Genomic DNA, 19,009 nt, shown 5'->3' with positions numbered 1-19,009 from the left:
CTCAGTCGTCCAGGTCGTCGACGTCGTCGTCGCGGGTGCCGCCGGCCGCGGGGCGGGTGCGCCGGCGCACGAGCTGCATGACGAGCCCGACGAGGCCGCCGCCCATGCCGCCGAGGATCGCGCCGACGAGCGCGTCGTCGAGCACCTCGGAGACCGTCCCGCTCGGCTCCGGCAGCGGGACGAGCCCGTGCCCCGCGCGCACCGTGAACAGCATCGCCCCGAGCACGACGAGCATGCCGCCGACGAGGGTCAGCACGGCGGTGCGGCGCTCGCGCGGGGTCGCGCGCTCGGACATCGCGAGCAGGTCGACGCCGCGGCGCCGGGCGTACCAGATGCTCGCGAAGGACGGCAGGGTCGCCGCCACGAGGAGCACGACGGGCAGCCCGAGGCTGCCGAGGACCGCGCTGACGACAGCGCCGCCGATGCAGACGTAGACGGTCGCCGTCGCGCCGAACGTGTAGGCCTCCATGACGAGCGCGCGCTCGCGCTCGTCGCCGTAGACGGGGGAGTCGAGGTCCATCAGCCGGTCCGCTGCCCGGCCGAGGACGCTGTGGTCGTTCGTCGTCATGCTGACCCTCCGGTGTGCGGCTCGGCCGCGCCGAACAGGTCCTCGACCGTCGAGCCCAGGGTCCGCGCGATGCGCAGCGCCAGGAAGACGGACGGGGCGTAGTCGCCCTGCTCGATCGCGATGATGGTCTGGCGGCTCACCTCGGTGGCCTCCGCGAGCTCGGCCTGGGTGACCTTGAGCGCGCGGCGTCGGAGTCGGACCGGGCTCACCACGGCCGCGTCGGACCGTGGGGCGACCGGCTCGGTGAGGCGGGTCGTCATGTCGACAACGTTAAGGATCCTTGACATCGCATGTCAAGCCGTCTTGACATTTTTGTCGTCAGAATCGTTCGAGGTGGGCGGCTGCCGCGCGGCGTGGGCGTCCGCGCCGGGGAGCGGGTGACGCCTCGTCGGGCACGACCGCCGCGTGCCCCTCGGCGCCAGGTACGCTGGCGCAGCACGCCCAACTGAACACGCTGCTCGAACCGTGGCGGGAGAGTCCTCCCGTCGTCGGCCCGTATCCCGCGAGGGGCCGAGCCGTCCGGCGAGGCGCCGAAGGAGCAAGCCCCTCCCCGGGAAACTCTCAGGCCCCCGTACCGCCACGGCGAGGCAACTCTGGAAAGCGGCCACCCGGCGACGGGCGGCCCACCGACGGTGCAAGCCGGCGCGCCCCGGGGTCCCGCTCACCGCGAGGCCCATGGCGGACCGGCAAAACTCTCAGGTCGCGTGCCCCGGGCGCGCGGATGACAGAGCGGGGAGGCCACCCGTCCGTCCCGGTGCCCGCCGGACGACCCCCGGAGGCCCTCGTGACCGAGCTCGACCAGACCGCCGTGACGCACCTCAGCGCCGACGAGCTGTCCCACCGCACCGACGCCGCGCGCGACTTCACCGACCGGCACGTGGGCCCGCGCACGTCGCAGCTCGCGACGATGCTGACGCAGCTCGGCTACGACTCGCTCGACGACCTCGTCGACGCCGCGGTCCCGGCCTCGATCCGCACGGACCGCCCGCTCGACCTCCCGGCGGCCCGCAGCGAGGCCGAGGTGCTCGCGGCGCTGCGCGCGATCGCCGCGAAGAACACCGTGATGACGCAGATGATCGGGCTCGGGTACTCCGACACGATCACGCCGCCGGTGATCCGCCGCAACGTCCTCGAGTCGCCGGCCTGGTACACCGCGTACACGCCGTACCAGCCGGAGATCTCGCAGGGCCGGCTCGAGGCGCTGCTCAACTTCCAGACCGTGATCGGCGACCTCACGGGCCTGCCGACGTCGAACGCGTCGCTGCTCGACGAGGCCACGGCCGTCGCGGAGGCGGTCGCGCTCATGCGGCGCTCGGTCAAGGGCCGGCCCGACGGCGTCGTGGTGCTGGACTCCGAGTGCCTGCCGCAGACCGTCGCCGTCACGCGGGGTCGCGCCGAGGCGATCGGGCTGCCGGTGGTGGTCGCGGACCTGAGCGAGGGTCTGCCCGACGTGGGCCCCGGCGGGCTCGTCGGTGTCGTGGTCCAGGCGCCCGGCGTCTCCGGGGTCGTGCGCGACCTCCGCCCGCTGGTCGAGGCCGCGCACGCGGCGGGCGGGCTCGTCACGGTCGCCGCCGACCTGCTCGCGCTGACGATCCTCACGCCGCCCGGCGAGCTCGGTGCGGACATCGCCGTCGGCTCGGCGCAGCGGTTCGGCGTGCCGCTGTTCTACGGCGGGCCGCACGCGGCGTTCATGGCGGTGCGCTCGGGCCTCGAGCGGATGATCCCCGGCCGGCTCGTCGGGGTGTCGATCGACGCCGACGGCGCACCGGCGTACCGGCTCGCGCTGCAGACCCGCGAGCAGCACATCCGCCGCGAGAAGGCCACGAGCAACATCTGCACCGCGCAGGCGCTGCTCGCGATCACGGCGTCGATGTACGCCGTCTACCACGGGCCCGACGGGCTGCGGGCGATCGCCGAGCGGGTGCACGGGCGTGCCGTCGCGCTTGCCGACGGGCTGCAGGCGCACGGGGTCGCGGTCGCGCACGAGACGTTCTTCGACACCGTCCGGGCCGTCGTGCCGGGTCGCGCGCGGGCCGTCGTGGCCGCCGCGGCGGAGCGCGGGATCAACCTCTGGGCGCCCGACGAGGACCACGTCCAGGCGGCGTGCGACGAGACGACGACGCCCGAGCACGTGCGCGCGGTGCTCGCCGCCGTCGCCGAGGCGCTCGGGGCGTCCGCCGACGCCGAGCCCCGCCCTGACGAGCACGCCGCCGGGGCCGCGACCAGCACCGACGTCCCGCTCGGCGCCGGCGCGCTCCCGGCGTGGGCCGTCCGGACCAGCGGCTACCTCACGCACCCGGTGTTTCACGTGAATCGTTCCGAGACCGCGATGATGCGCTACCTGCGCCGGCTCTCCGACAAGGACCTCGCGCTCGACCGGACGATGATCCCGCTGGGCTCCTGCACCATGAAGCTCAACGCGACGGTCGAGATGGAGGCCATGACCTGGCCCGAGTTCGCGTCGATCCACCCCTACGCCCCGCGCGAGCAGGCCGCCGGGTACGCCGAGCTCATCGAGAGCCTGTCGACGTGGCTCGCGGAGATCACCGGCTACGCCGCGGTCTCGGTCCAGCCCAACGCCGGGTCGCAGGGCGAGTTCGCCGGGCTGCTCGCGATCCGCGAGTACCACGCGGCGCACCGCGCCGAGGGTGACGCCGTGCGCGACATCTGCCTCATCCCCGCGTCGGCGCACGGCACGAACGCGGCGTCCGCGGCGCTCGCGGGCATGCGCGTCGTGGTCGTCGCGACCGCCGAGGACGGCTCGGTCGAGCTCGACGACCTGCGCGCCAAGCTCGCGCAGCACGGGCCGCAGGTCGCGGCGATCATGATCACCTACCCGTCGACGCACGGCGTCTACGAGGAGGACGTGCGCACGGTCTGCGACCTCGTGCACGAGGCCGGCGGCCAGGTGTACATCGACGGCGCGAACCTCAACGCGCTCGTCGGGCTCGCGCGGCCCGGCGAGTTCGGCGGCGACGTCTCGCACCTCAACCTGCACAAGACGTTCTGCATCCCGCACGGCGGCGGTGGCCCCGGCGTCGGGCCGATCGGTGTCGGCGCGCACCTCGTGCCGTTCCTGCCGGGGGATCCGGGTGCCGTGCACGGGTCGGACGCGCACGCCTCGGGTGCGGTCGGCGGCTCGGGCGCCTCCGACGGCTCGGCGGCACCCTCGTCGGGCACCACGTCCGCGACCTCGGGTTCCCCTGCGTCGCCCGGGCTGCCCGGGCCCGGCGCGGCCGCCCCGGTCTCCGCGGCGCCGTTCGGCTCGGCCGGCATCCTGTCGATCTCCTGGGCGTACGTCGCGCTGATGGGTGGCGAGGGCCTGCGGCGGGCGACCGAGACCGCGGTGCTCAGCGCGAACTACCTCGCCTCGCGCCTCGCCCCGCACTTCCCGGTGCTCTACACGGGGCCGAACGGGCTCGTCGCGCACGAGTGCATCCTCGACCTGCGCCAGATCACCAAGGACACCGGCGTCACGGCCGAGGACGTCGCGAAGCGGCTCATGGACTACGGCTTCCACGCCCCGACGCTGTCCTTCCCGGTGGCCGGGACGCTCATGGTCGAGCCGACCGAGTCCGAGGACCTCGCCGAGCTCGACCGGTTCGTCGACGCCATGGTGTCGATCCGCGGCGAGATCGACGCGGTCGGCGCCGGGCGCTGGCCGCTCGCGGAGTCGCCGCTGCGGAACGCGCCGCACACGGCCGGGTCCGTCACGGCCGACGTCTGGGACAAGCCGTACGGGCGCGAGCTCGCGGCGTTCCCGCTCGCGAGCGTGCGCAGCGACAAGTATTGGCCGCCGGTGCGCCGGATCGACGGCGCGCACGGCGACCGCAACCTCGTCTGCACGTGCCCGCCGATCGAGGCGTACACCTCGTGACCGTCGCCCCCCGCACGCCCGGCACCACCCTCGACCCGATCGGAGCCCGCCCGTGAGCGACGTCCTGTCCCCGCTGCACGACGAGCACGTCGCCCTCGGCGCCGCCCTCACCTCGTTCGCGGGGTGGCAGATGCCGCTGCGCTACACGAGCGACATCGCCGAGCACCAGGCGGTCCGGACCGCCGCGGGGCTGTTCGACCTCTCGCACATGGGCGAGCTCGAGATCTCCGGCGCGGGGGCCGCCGCGGCGCTCGACCACGCGCTCGTCGGGGACCTCACGGCGCTCGCGCTGGGCCGGGCGCGCTACACGATGATCGTCCGCGAGGACGGCGGCGTGCTCGACGACCTCGTCGTCTACCGCCTCGCCGAGGACCGGTTCCTCGTCGTCGCGAACGCCTCGAACGTCGCCGTGGTGCGCGACGCGCTGATCGAGCGCCTCGCCGGGTTCGACGCGACGCTGCACGACGCGTCGCTGACGACCGCGCTCATCGCCGTCCAGGGCCCGCGCGCCGAGGAGATCGTCACGTCCGCGGCCGAGCCCGCCGACGTCGACCCGATCCGCGAGCTCAAGTACTACGCCGCGGTCAATGCGACCGTCTCGGGGGTCCCCGCGCTCGTCGCCCGCACCGGCTACACGGGCGAGGACGGCTTCGAGCTGTTCGTCCCGGCCGAGGCCGCCGCCGAGCTCTGGCGCGACCTGCTCGCCGCCGGGGAGCCCCTCGGGCTCGTCCCCGCGGGCCTGTCCGCGCGCGACAGCCTGCGGCTCGAGGCGGGGATGCCGCTCTACGGCAACGAGCTCGACACCACCACCACGCCGTACGAGGCGGGGCTCGGGCGCGTGGTCAAGCTCGACAAGACCGGGCCCGATGGCGAGCCGCTGCCGTTCGTCGGGCGCGCGGTGCTCGCGTCGCGCAAGGGTGCCCAGCCGGCGCGCGTGCTCGTCGGGCTGCGCGGGCTCGGCAAGCGGGCGGCGCGGCACGGGTACGACGTCGTGATGAGCACCGCGCCCGACTCGCCCGTCGTCGGCCACGTGACGTCCGGGGCGCCGTCGCCGACGCTCGGCTACCCGATCGCGCTCGCGTACGTGACCCCCGAGATGTGCGGCGAGGGCCGCGAGCTCGCGGTCGACGTGCGCGGACGCCGCGAGCCGGTGGTCGTCGTGCCCGTTCCCTTCTACCGTCGTCCTCGCTGACCGACCTCGACCGCCCGACGACGACCCGGCCCCGCCGGCCCGACCCGACAGGACACCTCATGAGCAGCTTCCCCGAGCACCTGCAGTACACGGTCGAGCACGAGTGGGTCGACACCCGCGCCGGCGCCGACGCGCCCGCGACCGTCGGCATCACCTCGACCGCCGCCGACGCGCTCGGCGACATCGTCTACGTCGAGCTCCCGGCGGTCGGCGAGGTGATCGCCGCGGGCGCCGTGATCGGGGAGATCGAGTCCACGAAGTCGGTCTCCGAGCTGTTCTCGCCCGTCACCGGGACGGTCGTCGAGGTCAACGAGGCGGTCGTCGAGACCCCCGAGCTCGTCAACTCCGACCCGTTCGGCGCCGGGTGGCTGCTCAAGGTCGAGGTCACGGAGACCGGTCCGGTGCTGACCGCCGAGGAGTACGCCGCGCAGGTCGCGGGCTGACCTCCGGGGGGCGCGCGTCGGGGGCGCCACCGCGGCGCGTCGGGGCGCGCCCCGGAGTGACGGCGCCGGTCCGCGCGCTGCTGGTGCGAGCGCCGATACCAGCCGGCGTCGCGCGTGCGGGCGCCGATACCAGCCTGCGCGCTGCCCCGAGGGGCGGAGAACGCGGCTCGTGCTGGTCCGAACGGGTGAATCCCGATTCCGCGCACCTTTCCGTGTATCTCTGTGACCTGCGGGTTCACCTTCGAGTGTCGCCCGGGAGCACGTCCGACGGCGACGCCGGGGTGATTCGCGGGTGATTTTGGCGTCATACCCACCGCGCCTGCCGATCTCATCCGGTAACAGCCGCACGACAACGGCGCCGGGTCACCGGACGCCGTCCGGACCCGGAGGACACCATGAGCATCCTTGAGGCAGACCGCACCGTCACGACGACCCTCGCGGAGCCGCTGACCCGCCGCGAACGGGTCGTGCTGTCCGAGCTCGCCGAGGACGTCACCCTCGAGGAGATCGCGACGCGCCTGTTCGTCACGCGCAACACCGTCAAGTCCCAGGTGCGCAGCGTCTACCGCAAGATCGGCGTCTCGACGCGTGCCGAGGCCGTCGCCTGGGCCGAGGCCGCCGGCCTGCGCTGACCCGCAGGCACCAGCCCGCGCACCCCGCGCGGTCGCACCAGCGGGACGCCGGCCCGGGCACAGCCGCCCGGGCGCACCACCAGCGGACGCTCCCACCCGGTCGCACGACCCACCGCACGACCGCCGCACCCCCGCGTCGCACGCACCGGCCGTACCCCCGGTGCGCCGACCCGAGAGCGCAGCCGACACCGGCGTCGACCGTGACTCACCCGCACGACCCCGGACCGCGATCGCACCAGCACGCGCGACGCGTCCCGCACACACCGGACCGCACCACGCCGGACCGCACCACACCGGCCCGCACTACACCGGCCCGCACGACGCCGGACCGCACGACGCCGGACCGCACGACGCCGGACCGCACGACGCCGGACCGCACGACGCCGGACCGCGCGGCGGCACCCTCGCCGTCCGCGCCCGCAGCTCGCACCCCCCGCTCCCCGCGACCGCCGTCCCGGGCCCGTCACGCGCCCGACATGCATCACTGGCAGGATCACGCGCATGACGCGTCCTGTGCTCGTGGTCGCCGCGGCGATCGTCGACGACCTCGACTCCCCCCGCGAGCTGCTCGCGGCCCGACGGTCCGCCCCCGCGAGCCTCGCCGGGCGCTGGGAGTTCCCCGGCGGCAAGGTCGACCCGGGGGAGTCCCCCGAGGAGGCGCTGCACCGCGAGCTGCGCGAGGAGCTCGGCGTCCGCGTCGGCCTGGGCCACGAGCTCGTGGGGCCCGACGGCGGCGCCTGGCGCCTCACCGACACCTACGTCATGCGGCTGTGGATGGCGGAGATCGTGGACGGCATCCCGGAGCCCCTCGTCGAGCACGACGAGCTGCAGTGGCTCCCGCTCGGGCAGTGGACCGCGGTCCCGTGGCTCGACGGCGACGTCCGCATCGTCGAGGCGCTCGCCGCGCAGTACGTGACCGACTGACCGCGGCCGCGCCGACCGGACGCGTCGGGGCTCAGCCTCCGGACGGCGTCGGGGCTCAGCCGCCGCTGGTGGCCAGCGGCAGCGCGTGGTGCGGCAGGCCGTCCCACCGCGGCTCGCGGCACGGCTTCTCGAGGAAGAAGCCCTGACCGAGGTCAACGCCGAGGTCGAGCAGCGAGACGAGCTCCTCCTCGGTCTCGACCCCCTCCGCGACGACGAGCGCCCCGGCGACCGCGCAGAACCGGACGAGCGCGCCGACCAGCGCCTGGCGCACGGGGTCGGTGTCGACGCCCCGCACGAGCTGCATGTCCACCTTGACGACGTCCGGCCGCAGCAGGAGCACGTGGTTGAGGCTCGCGTAGCCCGCGCCGGTGTCGTCGACGGCGATGCGCAGGCCGGCCGCACGGTGCGGGTCCAGGGCGCCCCGGAGGCGGTCGTAGTCCACCACGGGCGCGTACTCGGTGAGCTCGAGCAGGACGCGCGACACGTCGACGTCGTCGAGCAGCTCGTCGAGGGCGTCGACGACCAGGTCGGGGGAGAGGTTCACCGCGATCGCGCAGCCCGGCGGCACCTGCCCGGGCGTCCGCAGCGCGTCGAGGGCGCAGCGCGCGGCGGCGACCTCGAGCTCACGCCCCAGGCCGACGCTGTGCGCGGCGGCGAACCACCCGGCGGGCGCACGGTCCGACGCCTCGAAGCGGGTCAGCGCCTCCGCCGCCACGGCCACCCCGGTGCGCAGCTCGACGATGGGCTGGTACACCGCGTGGCGCCCGTCCCCGGCGCACAGCGTGGCGACGTGCGCGTGCAGCGCGGCCCGTTCGCGGCGCGCGGCTCCCTCGCCGAGGGCGCGGTGGTGCAGGTCGTCGATGACCTGGGCGACGAGCCGCGCGGTGGTCAGGGCGTGCTCGTCGAGCTGCGGGGCGACGCCGGAGCTGATCATGCACAGCATGCCGTTGGGCGTCCCGTCGGGGGCGTGCAGCGGGACACCGAGGTAGGACCCGATGTGCAGCGCCAGGGTCACGTCGAGCCAGGTGGCCGCGGGCACGTCGCGCGCGTTCGGGATCAGCGCGGGCATCGTGCCGTTGAGGACGCGCGAGCAGTAGGCGTCGTTGAGCGAGGTGCGGGTGCCGACCGCGGGTCCGTCCCGGCCGGGCTCGACGTCGACGATCCGGAACACCTGCTCGGTGCCGACGAACTCGCTCGTCCAGCCGACCTCCATGTGCACGTGCTGGCGGAGCAGGTGGACGAGGCGCGCGCAGGCGTCCTCGAGCGTCGTCCCGTCCTCGTGCGCGCGCGCGACGGCGTCGATCCGCTGGGCGATTCCCTCGCCCGGGTCGACCTGCTCCGCACCGGTCTCGCCCGGGCGGATCTCGCCCGCCCCGACCTCGCTCGCGCCGACCCCGCTCGCGCTGACCTCGTCCGTACCGATCTGGTCCACGTCGACCCCCGTCCGGCGGCTGCCCCCCGACCGTGCCCCCGGACCGAGGCTATCCCCGTCGTCGCGGGAGGGCCTCGTGAAGGTCGGGCGGCGTCTCGCCGGGACGGCCTGCCCGGCCGCTCCGAGGCCCTCGTCGGTCAGGCGAGGACATCCACGACGGGGGCTCCGAAGGCTTGGCACTCTCCGGGTGAGAGTGCTAGAACAGAGACGTAGCCAGTCCCCTCCGGGCGGTTCCGGAGGGGCCCGTACCGAGGCGTCGGACGGTCCGGTGCCTCGCCGCGAGGAGGTGATGGTCGTGGCTACGCGATTCGACCCGTTCCAGGAGATGGACCGGCTCGTCGGTCAGGTGTTCGGCTCCGCACGCGCCGCAGCGTCGATGCCGCTCGACCTGTTCCGGTCGGGGGACCACTACGTGCTCCACGCCGACCTCCCGGGCGCCGACCCGGGCACCATCGACGTGAACGTCGAGGACCAGACGCTGACGATCCGCGCGCAGCGCACCCACCAGGGCGCCGAGGGCGTGCAGTGGCTCGTCCAGGAGCGTCCGTCCGGCACGTACGTCCGCCAGCTGACCGTGGGCCGCGGGCTCGCGCTCGACAAGATCGAGGCGACGTACGCGGACGGCGTGCTGTCGCTGACGATCCCCGTCGCCGAGGAGGCCAAGCCGCGCCGCATCGAGGTGCAGCATGGCGCGTCCCAGGCCACGGCGATCACGCAGTCCGGCGAGCGCGCCGAGGCCGGCACGAGCTGATCCGGGCCCGGCGCCCGCGGGCCGTGGACCCCCAGAGGTCCGCGGCCCGCGGCGCGTCGGGGGCCGTGCCGTCGGGCTCGTCACGTCCGAGGGTGGCCCTCCCGACCCGTCCGGGCAGCTGTCGCAGCGCCGCCTGTGCCGTCAGTCCGATGGGTGATCCGCGGGGAGCCCGGGGACGTGCTGACGGTCTTCAGCGCCGGGCTCTGGAGCGGCCCGGTCTCCGAGGTGCTGACACCGTCGACGAACTTCGCGACACCCGGAGAGCCCGGCCGCGACTCCCTGACGATCGAGGCCGGCGGAGCGGCGGGCACGGCTGGTACGACGAGCGGACGCGCACCGGAGGGCGGCGGTTCGCCCCGACGCCCCCGACGCGCGTGACGGACACGCGCCTCTCGGGTGAGCGGCTGGCGAGCGGGGAGACGCTCGTGACCGGAGCGCCGCTGCCGCAAGGGTGTCGCGCACGTCGTGAACATCGCGGCCACCGATCCCGTGGCGCCGGGCCCCCGCATCGCGTGGAGCGGTGAGGTGGCCCCGCCGACCACCCCGGCGGTCGACTACGTGCAGGGCGAGACGGCTCCGAACCTGGCGACGGTCCGAGCGGCGGTGGACGGCTCGATCCCCGTCGCCCCCCGGGCGGGATCCGTGCCCGTGATCGTCGACAGCGTCGGGGTCGTCCACTGACCGGCTGACCGCGCCGGACCGGTGCCGGCAGCACGCCCGGACAGGGTCGGGAGCCACGTGCTCCCGGCCCTGTCCGCGTCGGCTCCGCCGCGCACCCCGGACACGACGGAGGCCGGGATCCCTTCGGGGCTCCCGGCCTCCGGCCGTTCGTGCGTCAGATCAGGCGAGCGTCGCCCGGACCGCGCGCGTCGCGGCGAGGATGCTCTCGAGCGACGGCGTCACCTCGGCGTAGCGGCGGGTCTTGAGGCCGCAGTCCGGGTTGACCCACAGCTGGTCGAGGTCGATGGCCTTGACCGCCGCAGTGAGCAGCTCCTCGACCTCGTCCTCGCCCGGCACGCGCGGGGAGTGGATGTCGTAGACGCCCGGGCCCACGGCGCGCGGGTACCCGGCGTTCGCGATGTCCGCGAGGATCTCCATCTTCGAGCGGGCCGCCTCGATCGAGGTCACGTCCGCGTCGAGGCCGTCGATCGCGCCGACGATCTGCCCGAACTCCGAGTAGCACAGGTGCGTGTGGATCTGGGTGTCGGGGCGCACGCCGGCCGTCGAGAGCCGGAACGAGCGCACCGACCAGTCGAGGTACGCGGCGTGGTCCTTCTCCTTGAGCGGGAGCAGCTCGCGCAGCGCGGGCTCGTCGACCTGCACGATCGCGATCCCGGCCTCCTCGAGGTCCGTGATCTCGTCGCGCAGGGCGAGGGCCACCTGGTTGGCGGTGTCGCTGAGCGGCTGGTCGTCGCGCACGAAGGACCAGGCCAGGATCGTCACCGGGCCGGTCAGCATGCCCTTGACCGGCTTGCTCGACAGCGACTGCGTGTACTGCGTCCAGCCGACGGTGATCGGGGCCGGGCGGGAGACGTCGCCCCACAGGATCGACGGGCGCGTGCAGCGCGAGCCGTAGGACTGGACCCAGCCGTTCTGCGTCACGGCGAACCCGTCGAGGTTCTCCGCGAAGTACTGGACCATGTCGTTGCGCTCGGGCTCGCCGTGCACGAGGACGTCGAGGCCGATGGACTCCTGGAGCTCGACGACGCGGCGGATCTCCGCGCGCATCTCCTCCTCGTACTGCTCGGTGCTGAGCTCGCCCTTGTCGTGCGCGGCGCGGGCCTTGCGGATCTCGGGCGTCTGCGGGAACGACCCGATCGTCGTCGTCGGCAGCGGCGGGAGGTTGAGGCGCTCCGCCTGGGCCGTCTTGCGCTCCGCGAACGGGCCGCGGTTGAACGCGTCCTCGGTGAGCGACGCGGCCCGCTCGCGGACCTCGGGGCGGACGACGCCGGGCGCCGTGGCGCGCGAGCGGACCGCGTCGGACGCCTCGAGCAGCTGCGTGTGGATGGCCTCGCGGCCCTCGCTCAGGCCCTCGGCCAGGGTCACGATCTCGGTGACCTTCTGGTCGGCGAACGCGAGCCAGGACTTCAGCGTCGCGTCGAGCGCGGGCTCGTCGTCGAGCGTGTGCGGGACGTGGAACAGCGACGTCGACGTGCCGGCCGCGACCTGCGCCGCACCGAGCGTCTCGAGGCGCTCGAGCACCTCGAGCTTCGCCGAGAGGTCCGCGCGCCAGATGTTGTGGCCGTCGATGACACCGCCGACGACGACCTTGCCCGCGAGCCCGGGCACGGCGGCCGTGGGGGCGGCGCCGCGGACGAGGTCGAGCGCGACGCCCTCGACGTCCGAGGCGGCGACGACGTCGAGGCTCTCCGCGAGGTCGGCGTAGGGCGCGGCGACGAGGATCGCCGGGCGCTCAGGGCGCGCGAGCTCGGTCGCGAGCACGGTGTACGCCTGGGCGAACGCCTCGCGGACGCGGTCCAGCGGGACGTCGAGCGACTCGGAGACCAGCGCGGGCTCGTCGAGCTGGACCCACGTGGCGCCGGCCTTCGCGAGCTCGCGGAGCACCGTCGCGTACACGGGCAGCAGGTCGGCGAGGCGGTCGAGCGGCGTGAAGCCCTCGGGCGCCGTCTCGGTCGGCTTCGCGAGCGCGAGGTACGTGACCGGACCGACGAGGACGGGACGCGTGAGGACGTCGTCGGCGAGGCCCTCGACGAACTCGCGGACCGTGCGGTCGCTCGCGTAGCGGAACTCGGTCTCGGGGCCGATCTCCGGGACGAGGTAGTGGTAGTTCGTGTCGAACCACTTCGTCATCTCGAGCGGGAGGTCCTCGCCGCGGCCGCGGGCGACCGTCGAGTAGCCCGCGAGGTCGAGGCGGCCCTCGGCGTCGACGAGGTCGGCGAACCGGGCCGGGACGGCGCCGACGAGGTTCGTCGCGTCGAGCACCTGGTCGTAGAAGGAGAACGCGCTCGGGATCGCGGGCACGTCGGTGCGCAGGCCCAGGCCGGCGAGGTGCGTGCGGGTGCGCTTGCGCAGGTCGGCGGCGACGGCCTCGACCTCCTCGGCGGACGTCTTGCCGGCCCAGAACGCCTCGATGGCCTTCTTGAGCTCGCGGCGGGGACCGATGCGCGGGTAGCCGAGGATCGTCCCGGCGGGGAACTCGGGCAGCGTGGAGGCGGGGGTGGTGCTCGTCATCGTGGGTCCTCGATCAGTTCGTGGGGGCGGGGACGGGGCTGGGTGAGCCGGCCTGTGGCCCGGGGGCCCGGTCGGGAGCTGTCGGAGCTCCGCCGCCGAGGTGTGCACCCTCGAGCAGGTCCAGCGCGGCATGGTGGGTGTTGAAGGTGTAGACGTGGACGCCCGGGGCGCCGCCGTCGAGCACGGCGTTCACGAGGTCGACGCTCGCCCGGATGCCGACACGGTGGCGCTCGGCGTCGTCGTCGACCGAGCCGAGGCGGTCGAGCAGCGGCCGGGGGACCGTGACGCCCGTGAGCGCCTCGACGCGAAGCAGCCGGGCCGGGTCGGTCGTCGGGATGATGCCCGGGATGATCGGGATCGTGACGCCGGCCTCGCGCGCCTCGGCGACGAGCTCGAGATAGCTGCCCGCGTCGAAGAAGACCTGCGTGATCGCGAAGTCGGCGCCGGCCTCCTGCTTGGCGAGCAGCGCCGCGACGTCCTGCGCCCGGGTGCTGCCCGTGCCGGCGTTGCCGCGCGGGAACGCGGCGACGGCGATCGACAGCGGACGCACGGTCGCGCGGACCTTCTGCGCGAGGCTCCCGCGGCAGCGGCGCTCCTCGATCTCGCGGAGCAGCGCGACGAGCTCGCTCGCGGTCTCGAGGCCCTCGGGGTGCGGGCGCCAGTCCGGCTGGTCGGCGGGCGGGTCGCCACGCAGGGCGAGGAACGACCGCACCCCCTCGTCGAGGAACTCCTCGACGACCGCGGTGACCTCGGCGCGCGAGGTGCCGACGCAGGTCAGGTGCGCGATCGGGTTGAGCGACGTCTCGCGCAGCAGGCGGCGGACGAGCCCGCGCGTGGTGTCGCGCGTCTTGCCCGACGCGCCGTAGGTCACCGAGACGAAGTCCGGGCGCGCCTCGCCGAGCGCCTGGATCGTCGCCCACAGCTTCGGGGCGGCGTCCGGGTTGCGCGGCGGGAACAGCTCGAACGACACCGTCGGCCGGTCGACGGCGGCGCGCACGTCGCGGCTGCGGGTCGGCGCGGGCGCGGGCACCGCATCGGTCACGGGGGCGCTCATGAGCGGCCGGTCGGCCGGGCGGGCGCCGCCGAGGGTCGCGGACACGGGGACGTGCACGTCATCGTCAACTCCATCGAACCTGGCGGAAGCACCCACACCCTCGTGAGAGGGGGGTTGCTGCGGCGTCGACGAGCCAGGACTCTCGGCCGCTCTGGATGGTGAGCCGAGCATAGGGCCGGTCCCGCATGCTGAGCAATGCCTCTCAGTCTGCGAGATGCGGCCGTCCACCGCTCGACCGGCGAGCGGCGCGCCGCGGACGAGGGACGTGCGGCGGACGAGGGACGTGGAGCGGACCTGCCGCGTCAGGCGATCGAAGCTACCGGTGTCGGGGTCCGCATCGGACGCGCCGCGACGTGGCCCTGGCCGGCGACGTCGACCGCGACGCTGGTCAGACGCGTCGACCCGTCGGGCTCGACCTCGACCGTCGAGACCGAGGCGTTCGGCAGCGGCACGAGGCCGACGTCGTCGACCGTCGCGAGGTACGCGCCGAGTGCGAGCCCGTGGCCGACGACGAGCACGTGCCCGCCGTCGTGCTGCGCGGCGATCCGGGCGAACACGTCGCGCGTCCGGCCCATGAACTCGCTCCCGGACTCGCCGCCGGGCAGCCCGGGGTGGCGGCCGGACAGGACCTCGGTCACGAGGTCGGGCCACGCGACGACCTCGTCGAGCACGCCCTCGGGCTTGCGCTCGTAGATGCCGAAGCCGTACTCGAGCAGCCCGGGGTCGGTGCGCAGGCGGACCTCGGGGTGGTGGCGGAGCAGCTCGACGGCGGTCGCGACGGCCCGGCCCGACGGTGAGGACCACGCGGCCGTGAACGGCGTGCCCGCGAGGTACCGGGCGGTCGTGCGGACGCCCGCGCGGCCGTCGCGCGTGAGCGGCGAGTCGCAGCGTCCCTGCAGGATCCGGCGTGCGTTGAAGTAGGTGCGCCCGTGGCGGACGAGCGTCAGCGTGAGGGTCATCGGTGCCCTGCTCTCTCTCGGTGTCGGTCCGACGCTAGGCAGCACGTGTGTCGGGCGGACGACGCGCGTGTGACGACCGGGCGACGAGCACCCGGCGTCGCCGAGGCGCGCTCCGGCCCGCCTGGCTCGAGCTCAGCGGCCGGCGACGACCGGGCACCCCGCGAGGTGGTCGTCGACCAGGCCGCACGCCTGCATCGCCGCGTACACGGTGGTGGGCCCGAGGAAGCGGAAGCCGAGGCGCTTGAGCTCGCGGGCCAGCGCCTTCGACTCGTCGGTCTGCGCGGGGACGTCGGTCCAGGTCGCGGGGCGCCGGCGTGAGCCGTCCGTCGCACCGGCCGGCGCGAACGACCAGACGACCTCGTCGAGCGTGCGGCCCGCCTCGTGCAGCGCGAGCACGGCGCGGGCGTTGGCGATCGTCGCCTCGATCTTGGCGCGGTTGCGCACGATCCCGGCGTCGGCCAGGAGGCGGGCGACGTCGTCCTCCCCGAACCTCGCGACGGCCTCGGGCTCGAAGTCGGCGAACGCGGTGCGGAACGCGGGGCGCTTGCGCAGGATCGTGATCCACGCCAGCCCGGACTGGAAGCCCTCGAGCGCGAGGCGTTCGAGCAGCGCGCGGTCCCCGTGCACCGGCACGCCCCACTCCTCGTCGTGGTACGCCTCGTAGAGGGGGTTGCCGTCGCCGAAGCAGCGGGCGCCGGGGGTCGCGAGCGGGACGGCCGCCGGCTCGGGGGTCTCGGTGGGGGTCATGCGGCGATCCTGCCGCGTCCCGCCCACGCCGGGACGGACCGGCGAGGGGTGCGGGCCGGCAGCCCGACGGGGCAGGGCGGTGGGTGCGTGACCCCGGGACCCTGCCGCGCCGCGGGGTCGCGCGCCGGCGTGGGCAGCGCGGTCGAGCCTCCCGGCTGCGTCGCGGAGCGGCCCCCCGTGCGCCGGCGTCGTCCGGCAGCGCGGCCTAGCCGTCCGACCGCGCCCGGACGAGCGCCGCCACCCCGTCGAGGATGAGGCGGGCCCCGAAGTCGAGGTCGGGGTCGTCGGGCGGGCCGTCGAACGCGAACGCGCCCTCGTCGACGGCCGCGGCGAGCGCCGGGTGCTCGTCGGGCCGCACGAGGGCCGCGATGATCGCGCCGTAGTCGGCGACGCGCGGGGTGTCGTCGTCCTGCGGCTCGGCGGCGGCGCGCTCGTAGGCCGTGAACTCGCCCGCGAGGCGGGCCTCGCTGAGCGCGTGCGACGCGAGCAGGGCGGCGACGCCGAGCTTCTCCGCCGCGTGCAGGCCCGTCCCGTCGAGCGCGCCGACCATCGCCTCCATCCACGCGAGGCGGTGCGGGCCGGTCGCGTGCAGCGCCGCCTCGCTCTGCGCGAGCCAGGGGTGCGCCCGCAGGACCGGGCCCTGCGCGCGCACGAGCTGCTCGAGACGGGGCCGCCAGCCCGCCGGTGCACCGGGCTCGCGCTCCGGGGGCGGCCCGACGGCGGCGTCGGCCATGAGGGCGAGCACCTCGTCCTTCGACGAGACGTAGCGGTAGAGCGACATCGTGGTGAAGCCCAGCGACTCGGCGAGCCGGGCCATGGACACCGCACCGAGCCCCTCGGCGTCGGCGGGCGCGCCCGCGGCTGTTCCGGCGCCGGACGGCGTGAGCCCGCGTGGGGCGCGTGCGTCGGCAGCACCTTCGGGAAGCCACTTCACCCCAGGACGGACTTGTCGGGCATTTCGACCGGCCGCTGCACTGGACGTGCCGGCCGCCCGCGCACCCGCGGGGGCCGTTCCGCAGTCTCCAGGGGGTTGTCGTCCATGAGATCTCGTCCACTCGTCGCCACGCTCTGCGCGGCCGCCGCCGCGGTCGCCTCGTCCGTCGCTGTCGCCGCGCCCGCGTCGGCCGCACCCGTCGCCGTGACCTGCGGTGACGTCGTCACGACCGACGCCTACCTCGACGCGGACACCGCGTGCGCCGGCGTCGGCCTCACGCTCGTCGGCGACGTCACGCTCGACCTGCGCGGGCACACGCTCGACGGGGAGGGCTCGGGCGCAGGCATCAGCGTGACGCTCGGCGGCACGCAGAGCGTCCTGAACGGCCGGCTGGTCGGCTGGTCGACAGCCGTCGACGCCGTGGTGCCGCCCGACGCGGGCGACGGGGGTGCGGTCGGGGACTTCTCCTTCGCCGGCCTCGAGCTCGTGGGCAACGACACGGCGAGCGACCTGAGCATCGACTCGCTGCTCGGCGGCAACCGCGCGACCTTCTGGTGGTCCGGGTCGCGGTTCGAGGACAACGGGCTCGTGTTCGGCGGGCTCTGGGGCGGCGGCGCGGTGGTCGAGAGCTCCACGTTCGTGCGGAACGCGACGGTCGTGAGCCTCGACAGCACCGGCGTGTCCATCGCCAACTCGGTGCTCGAGGGCAACGACGTCGTGGCCGACGACCTCACGGAGGGCGGGCTGACGATCACGGACAGCGTGCTCGTGGACAACCGCGTCGTCGACGTGGGGGGTCACTTCATGGGCGGCCTCGAGCTCAGCCGCAACGAGATCCGCGGCAGCGAGACCGTCGTGGGGCGCTCGTCCTCCTACGTGAGCGTCGTCGAGAACACGATCGTCGGGAACGGCGTCGCGATCGACCTGGGTGACGGCTGGGGGCAGGTCGTCGGGAACGTGTTCGAGGAGAACCGGGTCGCGTTCACCTCGGAGGGCCCCGTCGGCGGCTGGGACTTCTACGTGCTCGTCGACGGCAACACCTTCGTGCGGAACGGCGACGCCGTGGTCACCACCGGTGCGGGCACGGAGCTCCGCGACAACGTCGCGCACCACAACACGGGGTGGGGCATCCACGCGCCGGGCGTGACCGATCTGGGAGGCAACCGCGCGTGGGCCAACGGGAGCTACCCCCAGTGCGTCGGGGTCGTCTGCGCGGGCAAGCCGCGCAGCTGACGGTCGACGTGCCGGTCGGGCGCGGGCTCGCGTGCTCGCGCCCGGCCGGACGCACGTCCGCCCGCACGCGCCCGGGCCGGGTGCGTGCGGGCGGGCAGGTGGACCCTCGCGCGGTCAGCGGCGCAGCAACTCGGCGTCGATCAGCCCGCGCTCGACCGCGCGCACGAGCCGGCGCGGGACCTCGACCGTCCCGGCGGGCGTGCGGACCGTCACGAGGTCGACCGTCGTCGCCTTCCACTGCGCGCGGCGCGACCGGGTCCGGCTGCGGGACGTCTTGCGCTTGGGGACCGCCATCAGCCCTGCCTCGCCTTCCAGCGCGGGTTGCGCTTGTTGATCACGTACGTCTTGCCGCGCCGGCGGACGACGATCGAGCCGTCCTTCTTCTTGAGCGACGCGAGCGACGCGCGGACCTTCATGCGCGGTCCTCGGCGGTCGGTGCCGCACCCGGGGCCGTCGTGTCGGTGCCGGCCGCGGTGCCCGCCGTCCCCGCGCCGCCCCGGGTGCCGTAGCGGCGACGGAACTTCTCGACCCGCCCCGCGGTGTCGAGCACGCGCGCGGTGCCCGTGTAGAACGGGTGGCTCGCGCTCGACGTCTCGACGTCGATGACCGGGTAGGTCTTCCCGTCGGTCCACTCGATCGTCTTCGACGAGGTCGCGGTCGACCGCGTGAGGAACGCGAAGTCCGCGGAGGCGTCGCGGAACACGACCGGGCCGTACTCGGGGTGGATGCCCTGCTTCATCTGCTTCTCCTGTCGGTGCGGCTGGGCTACCAGCTCGACTTGGTGATGCCGGGGAGCTCGCCGCGGTGGGCCATCTCGCGGAACCGGACGCGCGAGAGGCCGAACGTGCGCAGGTGCCCGCGCGGGCGGCCGTCGGCGACGTCGCGGTTGCGCAGCCGGACCGGGCTCGCGTCCCGGGGCAGCGCCTGGAGCGCGGCCTGGGCCGCCTCGCGCTCGGCCGCGGGGAGGTGCGGGTTCGTGGCGGCGGCCTTGAGCGTCGCGCGGCGCTCGGCGTACCGCTCGACGACGACGCGGCGCTGCTGGTCCTTCGCGATCTTGCTCTTCTTGGCCAT

The 19,009-nt window shown here is 74.7% G+C and carries 20 protein-coding genes and 2 riboswitches; of the genes, 8 read left to right on the top strand and 12 right to left on the bottom strand.

From position 1 onward, the window contains the following. Position 1 precedes the first annotated feature (1 nt). Both CCE01nite_RS05390 and CCE01nite_RS05385 read right to left on the bottom strand, forming a co-directional pair. A complete protein-coding gene (locus CCE01nite_RS05390; RefSeq protein WP_141372056.1) occupies positions 2-568 on the bottom strand; it encodes a hypothetical protein in 567 nt (188 codons plus the stop codon). Continuing rightward, positions 565-828: a helix-turn-helix transcriptional regulator gene (locus tag CCE01nite_RS05385; RefSeq protein WP_052103495.1), complete on the bottom strand. Its 264-nt coding sequence runs from the start codon at positions 826-828 to the stop codon at positions 565-567. Before CCE01nite_RS05385 ends, CCE01nite_RS05390 begins: the two co-directional genes overlap by 4 nt. Positions 829-1,027: 199 nt before the next feature. Continuing rightward, positions 1,028-1,155, top strand: a riboswitch (glycine riboswitch). 197 nt (positions 1,156-1,352) lie between these two features. Between CCE01nite_RS05385 and gcvP the strand changes: the two genes are divergently transcribed. The 5 genes from gcvP (at position 1,353) to CCE01nite_RS05360 (ending at position 7,636) form a co-directional block, all read left to right on the top strand. Beyond that, positions 1,353-4,445, top strand: coding sequence for an aminomethyl-transferring glycine dehydrogenase (gene gcvP, locus CCE01nite_RS05380; protein ID WP_428829495.1), 3,093 nt, complete (start codon positions 1,353-1,355; stop codon positions 4,443-4,445). Between the two features lie 52 nt (positions 4,446-4,497). Beyond that, complete coding sequence (gene gcvT, locus CCE01nite_RS05375) at positions 4,498-5,637, top strand: glycine cleavage system aminomethyltransferase GcvT (protein ID WP_034625281.1); 1,140 nt, start codon at positions 4,498-4,500, stop codon at positions 5,635-5,637. Between the two features lie 59 nt (positions 5,638-5,696). Next, positions 5,697-6,080: a glycine cleavage system protein GcvH gene (gcvH, locus tag CCE01nite_RS05370; protein ID WP_034625277.1), complete on the top strand. Its 384-nt coding sequence runs from the start codon at positions 5,697-5,699 to the stop codon at positions 6,078-6,080. A gap of 395 nt (positions 6,081-6,475) precedes the next feature. Then, the gene (locus CCE01nite_RS05365) at positions 6,476-6,712 is read left to right on the top strand and encodes a helix-turn-helix domain-containing protein (RefSeq protein WP_034625274.1); all 237 of its coding nucleotides are present in this window, start codon (positions 6,476-6,478) and stop codon (positions 6,710-6,712) included. Positions 6,713-7,213: 501 nt separating this feature from the next. Continuing rightward, positions 7,214-7,636 (top strand): (deoxy)nucleoside triphosphate pyrophosphohydrolase, encoded by a 423-nt coding sequence (locus tag CCE01nite_RS05360; RefSeq protein WP_034625270.1) that lies wholly within the window; start codon positions 7,214-7,216, stop codon positions 7,634-7,636. 55 nt (positions 7,637-7,691) lie between these two features. Here the strand turns inward: CCE01nite_RS05360 and CCE01nite_RS05355 are convergent, their stop codons facing one another. Next, positions 7,692-9,068, bottom strand: a complete 1,377-nt coding sequence (locus CCE01nite_RS05355; protein WP_052103493.1) for a sensor domain-containing phosphodiesterase — start codon at positions 9,066-9,068, stop codon at positions 7,692-7,694. A gap of 295 nt (positions 9,069-9,363) precedes the next feature. Between CCE01nite_RS05355 and CCE01nite_RS05350 the strand changes: the two genes are divergently transcribed. Next, positions 9,364-9,819 carry an Hsp20/alpha crystallin family protein gene (locus CCE01nite_RS05350; protein WP_052103507.1) on the top strand — a complete coding sequence of 152 codons (456 nt, stop codon included), beginning with the start codon at positions 9,364-9,366 and terminating at the stop codon, positions 9,817-9,819. Positions 9,820-10,284: 465 nt separating this feature from the next. Next, complete coding sequence (locus tag CCE01nite_RS05345; protein WP_034625264.1) at positions 10,285-10,500, top strand: hypothetical protein; 216 nt, start codon at positions 10,285-10,287, stop codon at positions 10,498-10,500. 159 nt (positions 10,501-10,659) lie between these two features. Here the strand turns inward: CCE01nite_RS05345 and metE are convergent, their stop codons facing one another. From metE to CCE01nite_RS05320, 5 genes are all read right to left on the bottom strand, one after another. Continuing rightward, positions 10,660-13,011 carry a 5-methyltetrahydropteroyltriglutamate--homocysteine S-methyltransferase gene (gene metE, locus CCE01nite_RS05340; RefSeq protein ID WP_034625262.1) on the bottom strand — a complete coding sequence of 784 codons (2,352 nt, stop codon included), beginning with the start codon at positions 13,009-13,011 and terminating at the stop codon, positions 10,660-10,662. Positions 13,012-13,024: 13 nt separating this feature from the next. After that, entirely contained in the window at positions 13,025-14,065 is a 1,041-nt protein-coding gene (locus CCE01nite_RS05335) for a methylenetetrahydrofolate reductase (RefSeq protein WP_084142465.1), read from the bottom strand. 67 nt (positions 14,066-14,132) lie between these two features. After that, a riboswitch (SAM riboswitch) is annotated at positions 14,133-14,227 on the bottom strand. A gap of 140 nt (positions 14,228-14,367) precedes the next feature. Then, entirely contained in the window at positions 14,368-15,024 is a 657-nt protein-coding gene (locus CCE01nite_RS05330; RefSeq protein WP_034625258.1) for a histidine phosphatase family protein, read from the bottom strand. A gap of 132 nt (positions 15,025-15,156) precedes the next feature. Next, the gene (locus CCE01nite_RS05325) at positions 15,157-15,771 is read right to left on the bottom strand and encodes a DNA-3-methyladenine glycosylase I (RefSeq protein WP_034625255.1); all 615 of its coding nucleotides are present in this window, start codon (positions 15,769-15,771) and stop codon (positions 15,157-15,159) included. Positions 15,772-15,976: 205 nt separating this feature from the next. Next, on the bottom strand, positions 15,977-16,705 hold the full coding sequence (locus CCE01nite_RS05320; RefSeq protein WP_141372055.1) for a TetR/AcrR family transcriptional regulator C-terminal domain-containing protein: 729 nt from the start codon (positions 16,703-16,705) through the stop codon (positions 15,977-15,979). Positions 16,706-16,810: 105 nt separating this feature from the next. On the opposite strand from CCE01nite_RS05320, the gene CCE01nite_RS05315 reads away from it, so the two are divergent. Beyond that, positions 16,811-17,938 carry a right-handed parallel beta-helix repeat-containing protein gene (locus CCE01nite_RS05315; protein ID WP_034625249.1) on the top strand — a complete coding sequence of 376 codons (1,128 nt, stop codon included), beginning with the start codon at positions 16,811-16,813 and terminating at the stop codon, positions 17,936-17,938. A 114-nt stretch (positions 17,939-18,052) separates the two neighbouring features. Here CCE01nite_RS05315 and rpmF read toward each other — a convergent pair whose 3' ends face one another. Genes rpmF through rpsN form a run of 4 tightly spaced genes read right to left on the bottom strand, consistent with a single transcriptional unit; the run spans position 18,053 to position 19,009 of the window. Then, complete coding sequence (rpmF, locus tag CCE01nite_RS05310; RefSeq protein WP_034625246.1) at positions 18,053-18,232, bottom strand: 50S ribosomal protein L32; 180 nt, start codon at positions 18,230-18,232, stop codon at positions 18,053-18,055. Beyond that, entirely contained in the window at positions 18,232-18,354 is a 123-nt protein-coding gene (gene ykgO / locus CCE01nite_RS05305) for a type B 50S ribosomal protein L36 (RefSeq protein ID WP_034625243.1), read from the bottom strand. Before ykgO ends, rpmF begins: the two co-directional genes overlap by 1 nt. Continuing rightward, positions 18,351-18,677 (bottom strand): type B 50S ribosomal protein L31, encoded by a 327-nt coding sequence (locus CCE01nite_RS05300; protein WP_034625241.1) that lies wholly within the window; start codon positions 18,675-18,677, stop codon positions 18,351-18,353. Before CCE01nite_RS05300 ends, ykgO begins: the two co-directional genes overlap by 4 nt. Positions 18,678-18,703: 26 nt before the next feature. Then, positions 18,704-19,009: a 30S ribosomal protein S14 gene (rpsN, locus tag CCE01nite_RS05295; protein ID WP_034625238.1), complete on the bottom strand. Its 306-nt coding sequence runs from the start codon at positions 19,007-19,009 to the stop codon at positions 18,704-18,706.

The organism is Cellulomonas cellasea, from assembly GCF_006538745.1.
GTDB classification, from domain to species: domain Bacteria; phylum Actinomycetota; class Actinomycetes; order Actinomycetales; family Cellulomonadaceae; genus Cellulomonas_A; species Cellulomonas_A cellasea.
Note: the sequence above shows the minus strand (reverse complement) of the source record. Positions and strands in the feature narration are given on the sequence as shown.

Excerpts from the sequence above, each read along its gene's own strand:
- CCE01nite_RS05390 (WP_141372056.1), bottom strand. The coding sequence starts at position 568 with ATGACGACGAACGACCACAGCGTCCTCGGCCGGGCAGCGGACCGGCTG.
- CCE01nite_RS05385 (WP_052103495.1), bottom strand. The coding sequence starts at position 828 with ATGACGACCCGCCTCACCGAGCCGGTCGCCCCACGGTCCGACGCGGCC.
- gcvH (WP_034625277.1), top strand. The coding sequence starts at position 5,697 with ATGAGCAGCTTCCCCGAGCACCTGCAGTACACGGTCGAGCACGAGTGG.
- CCE01nite_RS05365 (WP_034625274.1), top strand. The coding sequence starts at position 6,476 with ATGAGCATCCTTGAGGCAGACCGCACCGTCACGACGACCCTCGCGGAG.
- CCE01nite_RS05360 (WP_034625270.1), top strand. The coding sequence starts at position 7,214 with ATGACGCGTCCTGTGCTCGTGGTCGCCGCGGCGATCGTCGACGACCTC.
- metE (WP_034625262.1), bottom strand. The coding sequence starts at position 13,011 with ATGACGAGCACCACCCCCGCCTCCACGCTGCCCGAGTTCCCCGCCGGG.
- CCE01nite_RS05335 (WP_084142465.1), bottom strand. The coding sequence starts at position 14,065 with ATGAGCGCCCCCGTGACCGATGCGGTGCCCGCGCCCGCGCCGACCCGC.
- CCE01nite_RS05330 (WP_034625258.1), bottom strand. The coding sequence starts at position 15,024 with ATGACCCTCACGCTGACGCTCGTCCGCCACGGGCGCACCTACTTCAAC.
- CCE01nite_RS05325 (WP_034625255.1), bottom strand. The coding sequence starts at position 15,771 with ATGACCCCCACCGAGACCCCCGAGCCGGCGGCCGTCCCGCTCGCGACC.
- CCE01nite_RS05315 (WP_034625249.1), top strand. The coding sequence starts at position 16,811 with ATGAGATCTCGTCCACTCGTCGCCACGCTCTGCGCGGCCGCCGCCGCG.
- rpmF (WP_034625246.1), bottom strand. The coding sequence starts at position 18,232 with ATGGCGGTCCCCAAGCGCAAGACGTCCCGCAGCCGGACCCGGTCGCGC.
- ykgO (WP_034625243.1), bottom strand. The coding sequence starts at position 18,354 with ATGAAGGTCCGCGCGTCGCTCGCGTCGCTCAAGAAGAAGGACGGCTCG.
- CCE01nite_RS05300 (WP_034625241.1), bottom strand. The coding sequence starts at position 18,677 with ATGAAGCAGGGCATCCACCCCGAGTACGGCCCGGTCGTGTTCCGCGAC.
- rpsN (WP_034625238.1), bottom strand. The coding sequence starts at position 19,009 with ATGGCCAAGAAGAGCAAGATCGCGAAGGACCAGCAGCGCCGCGTCGTC.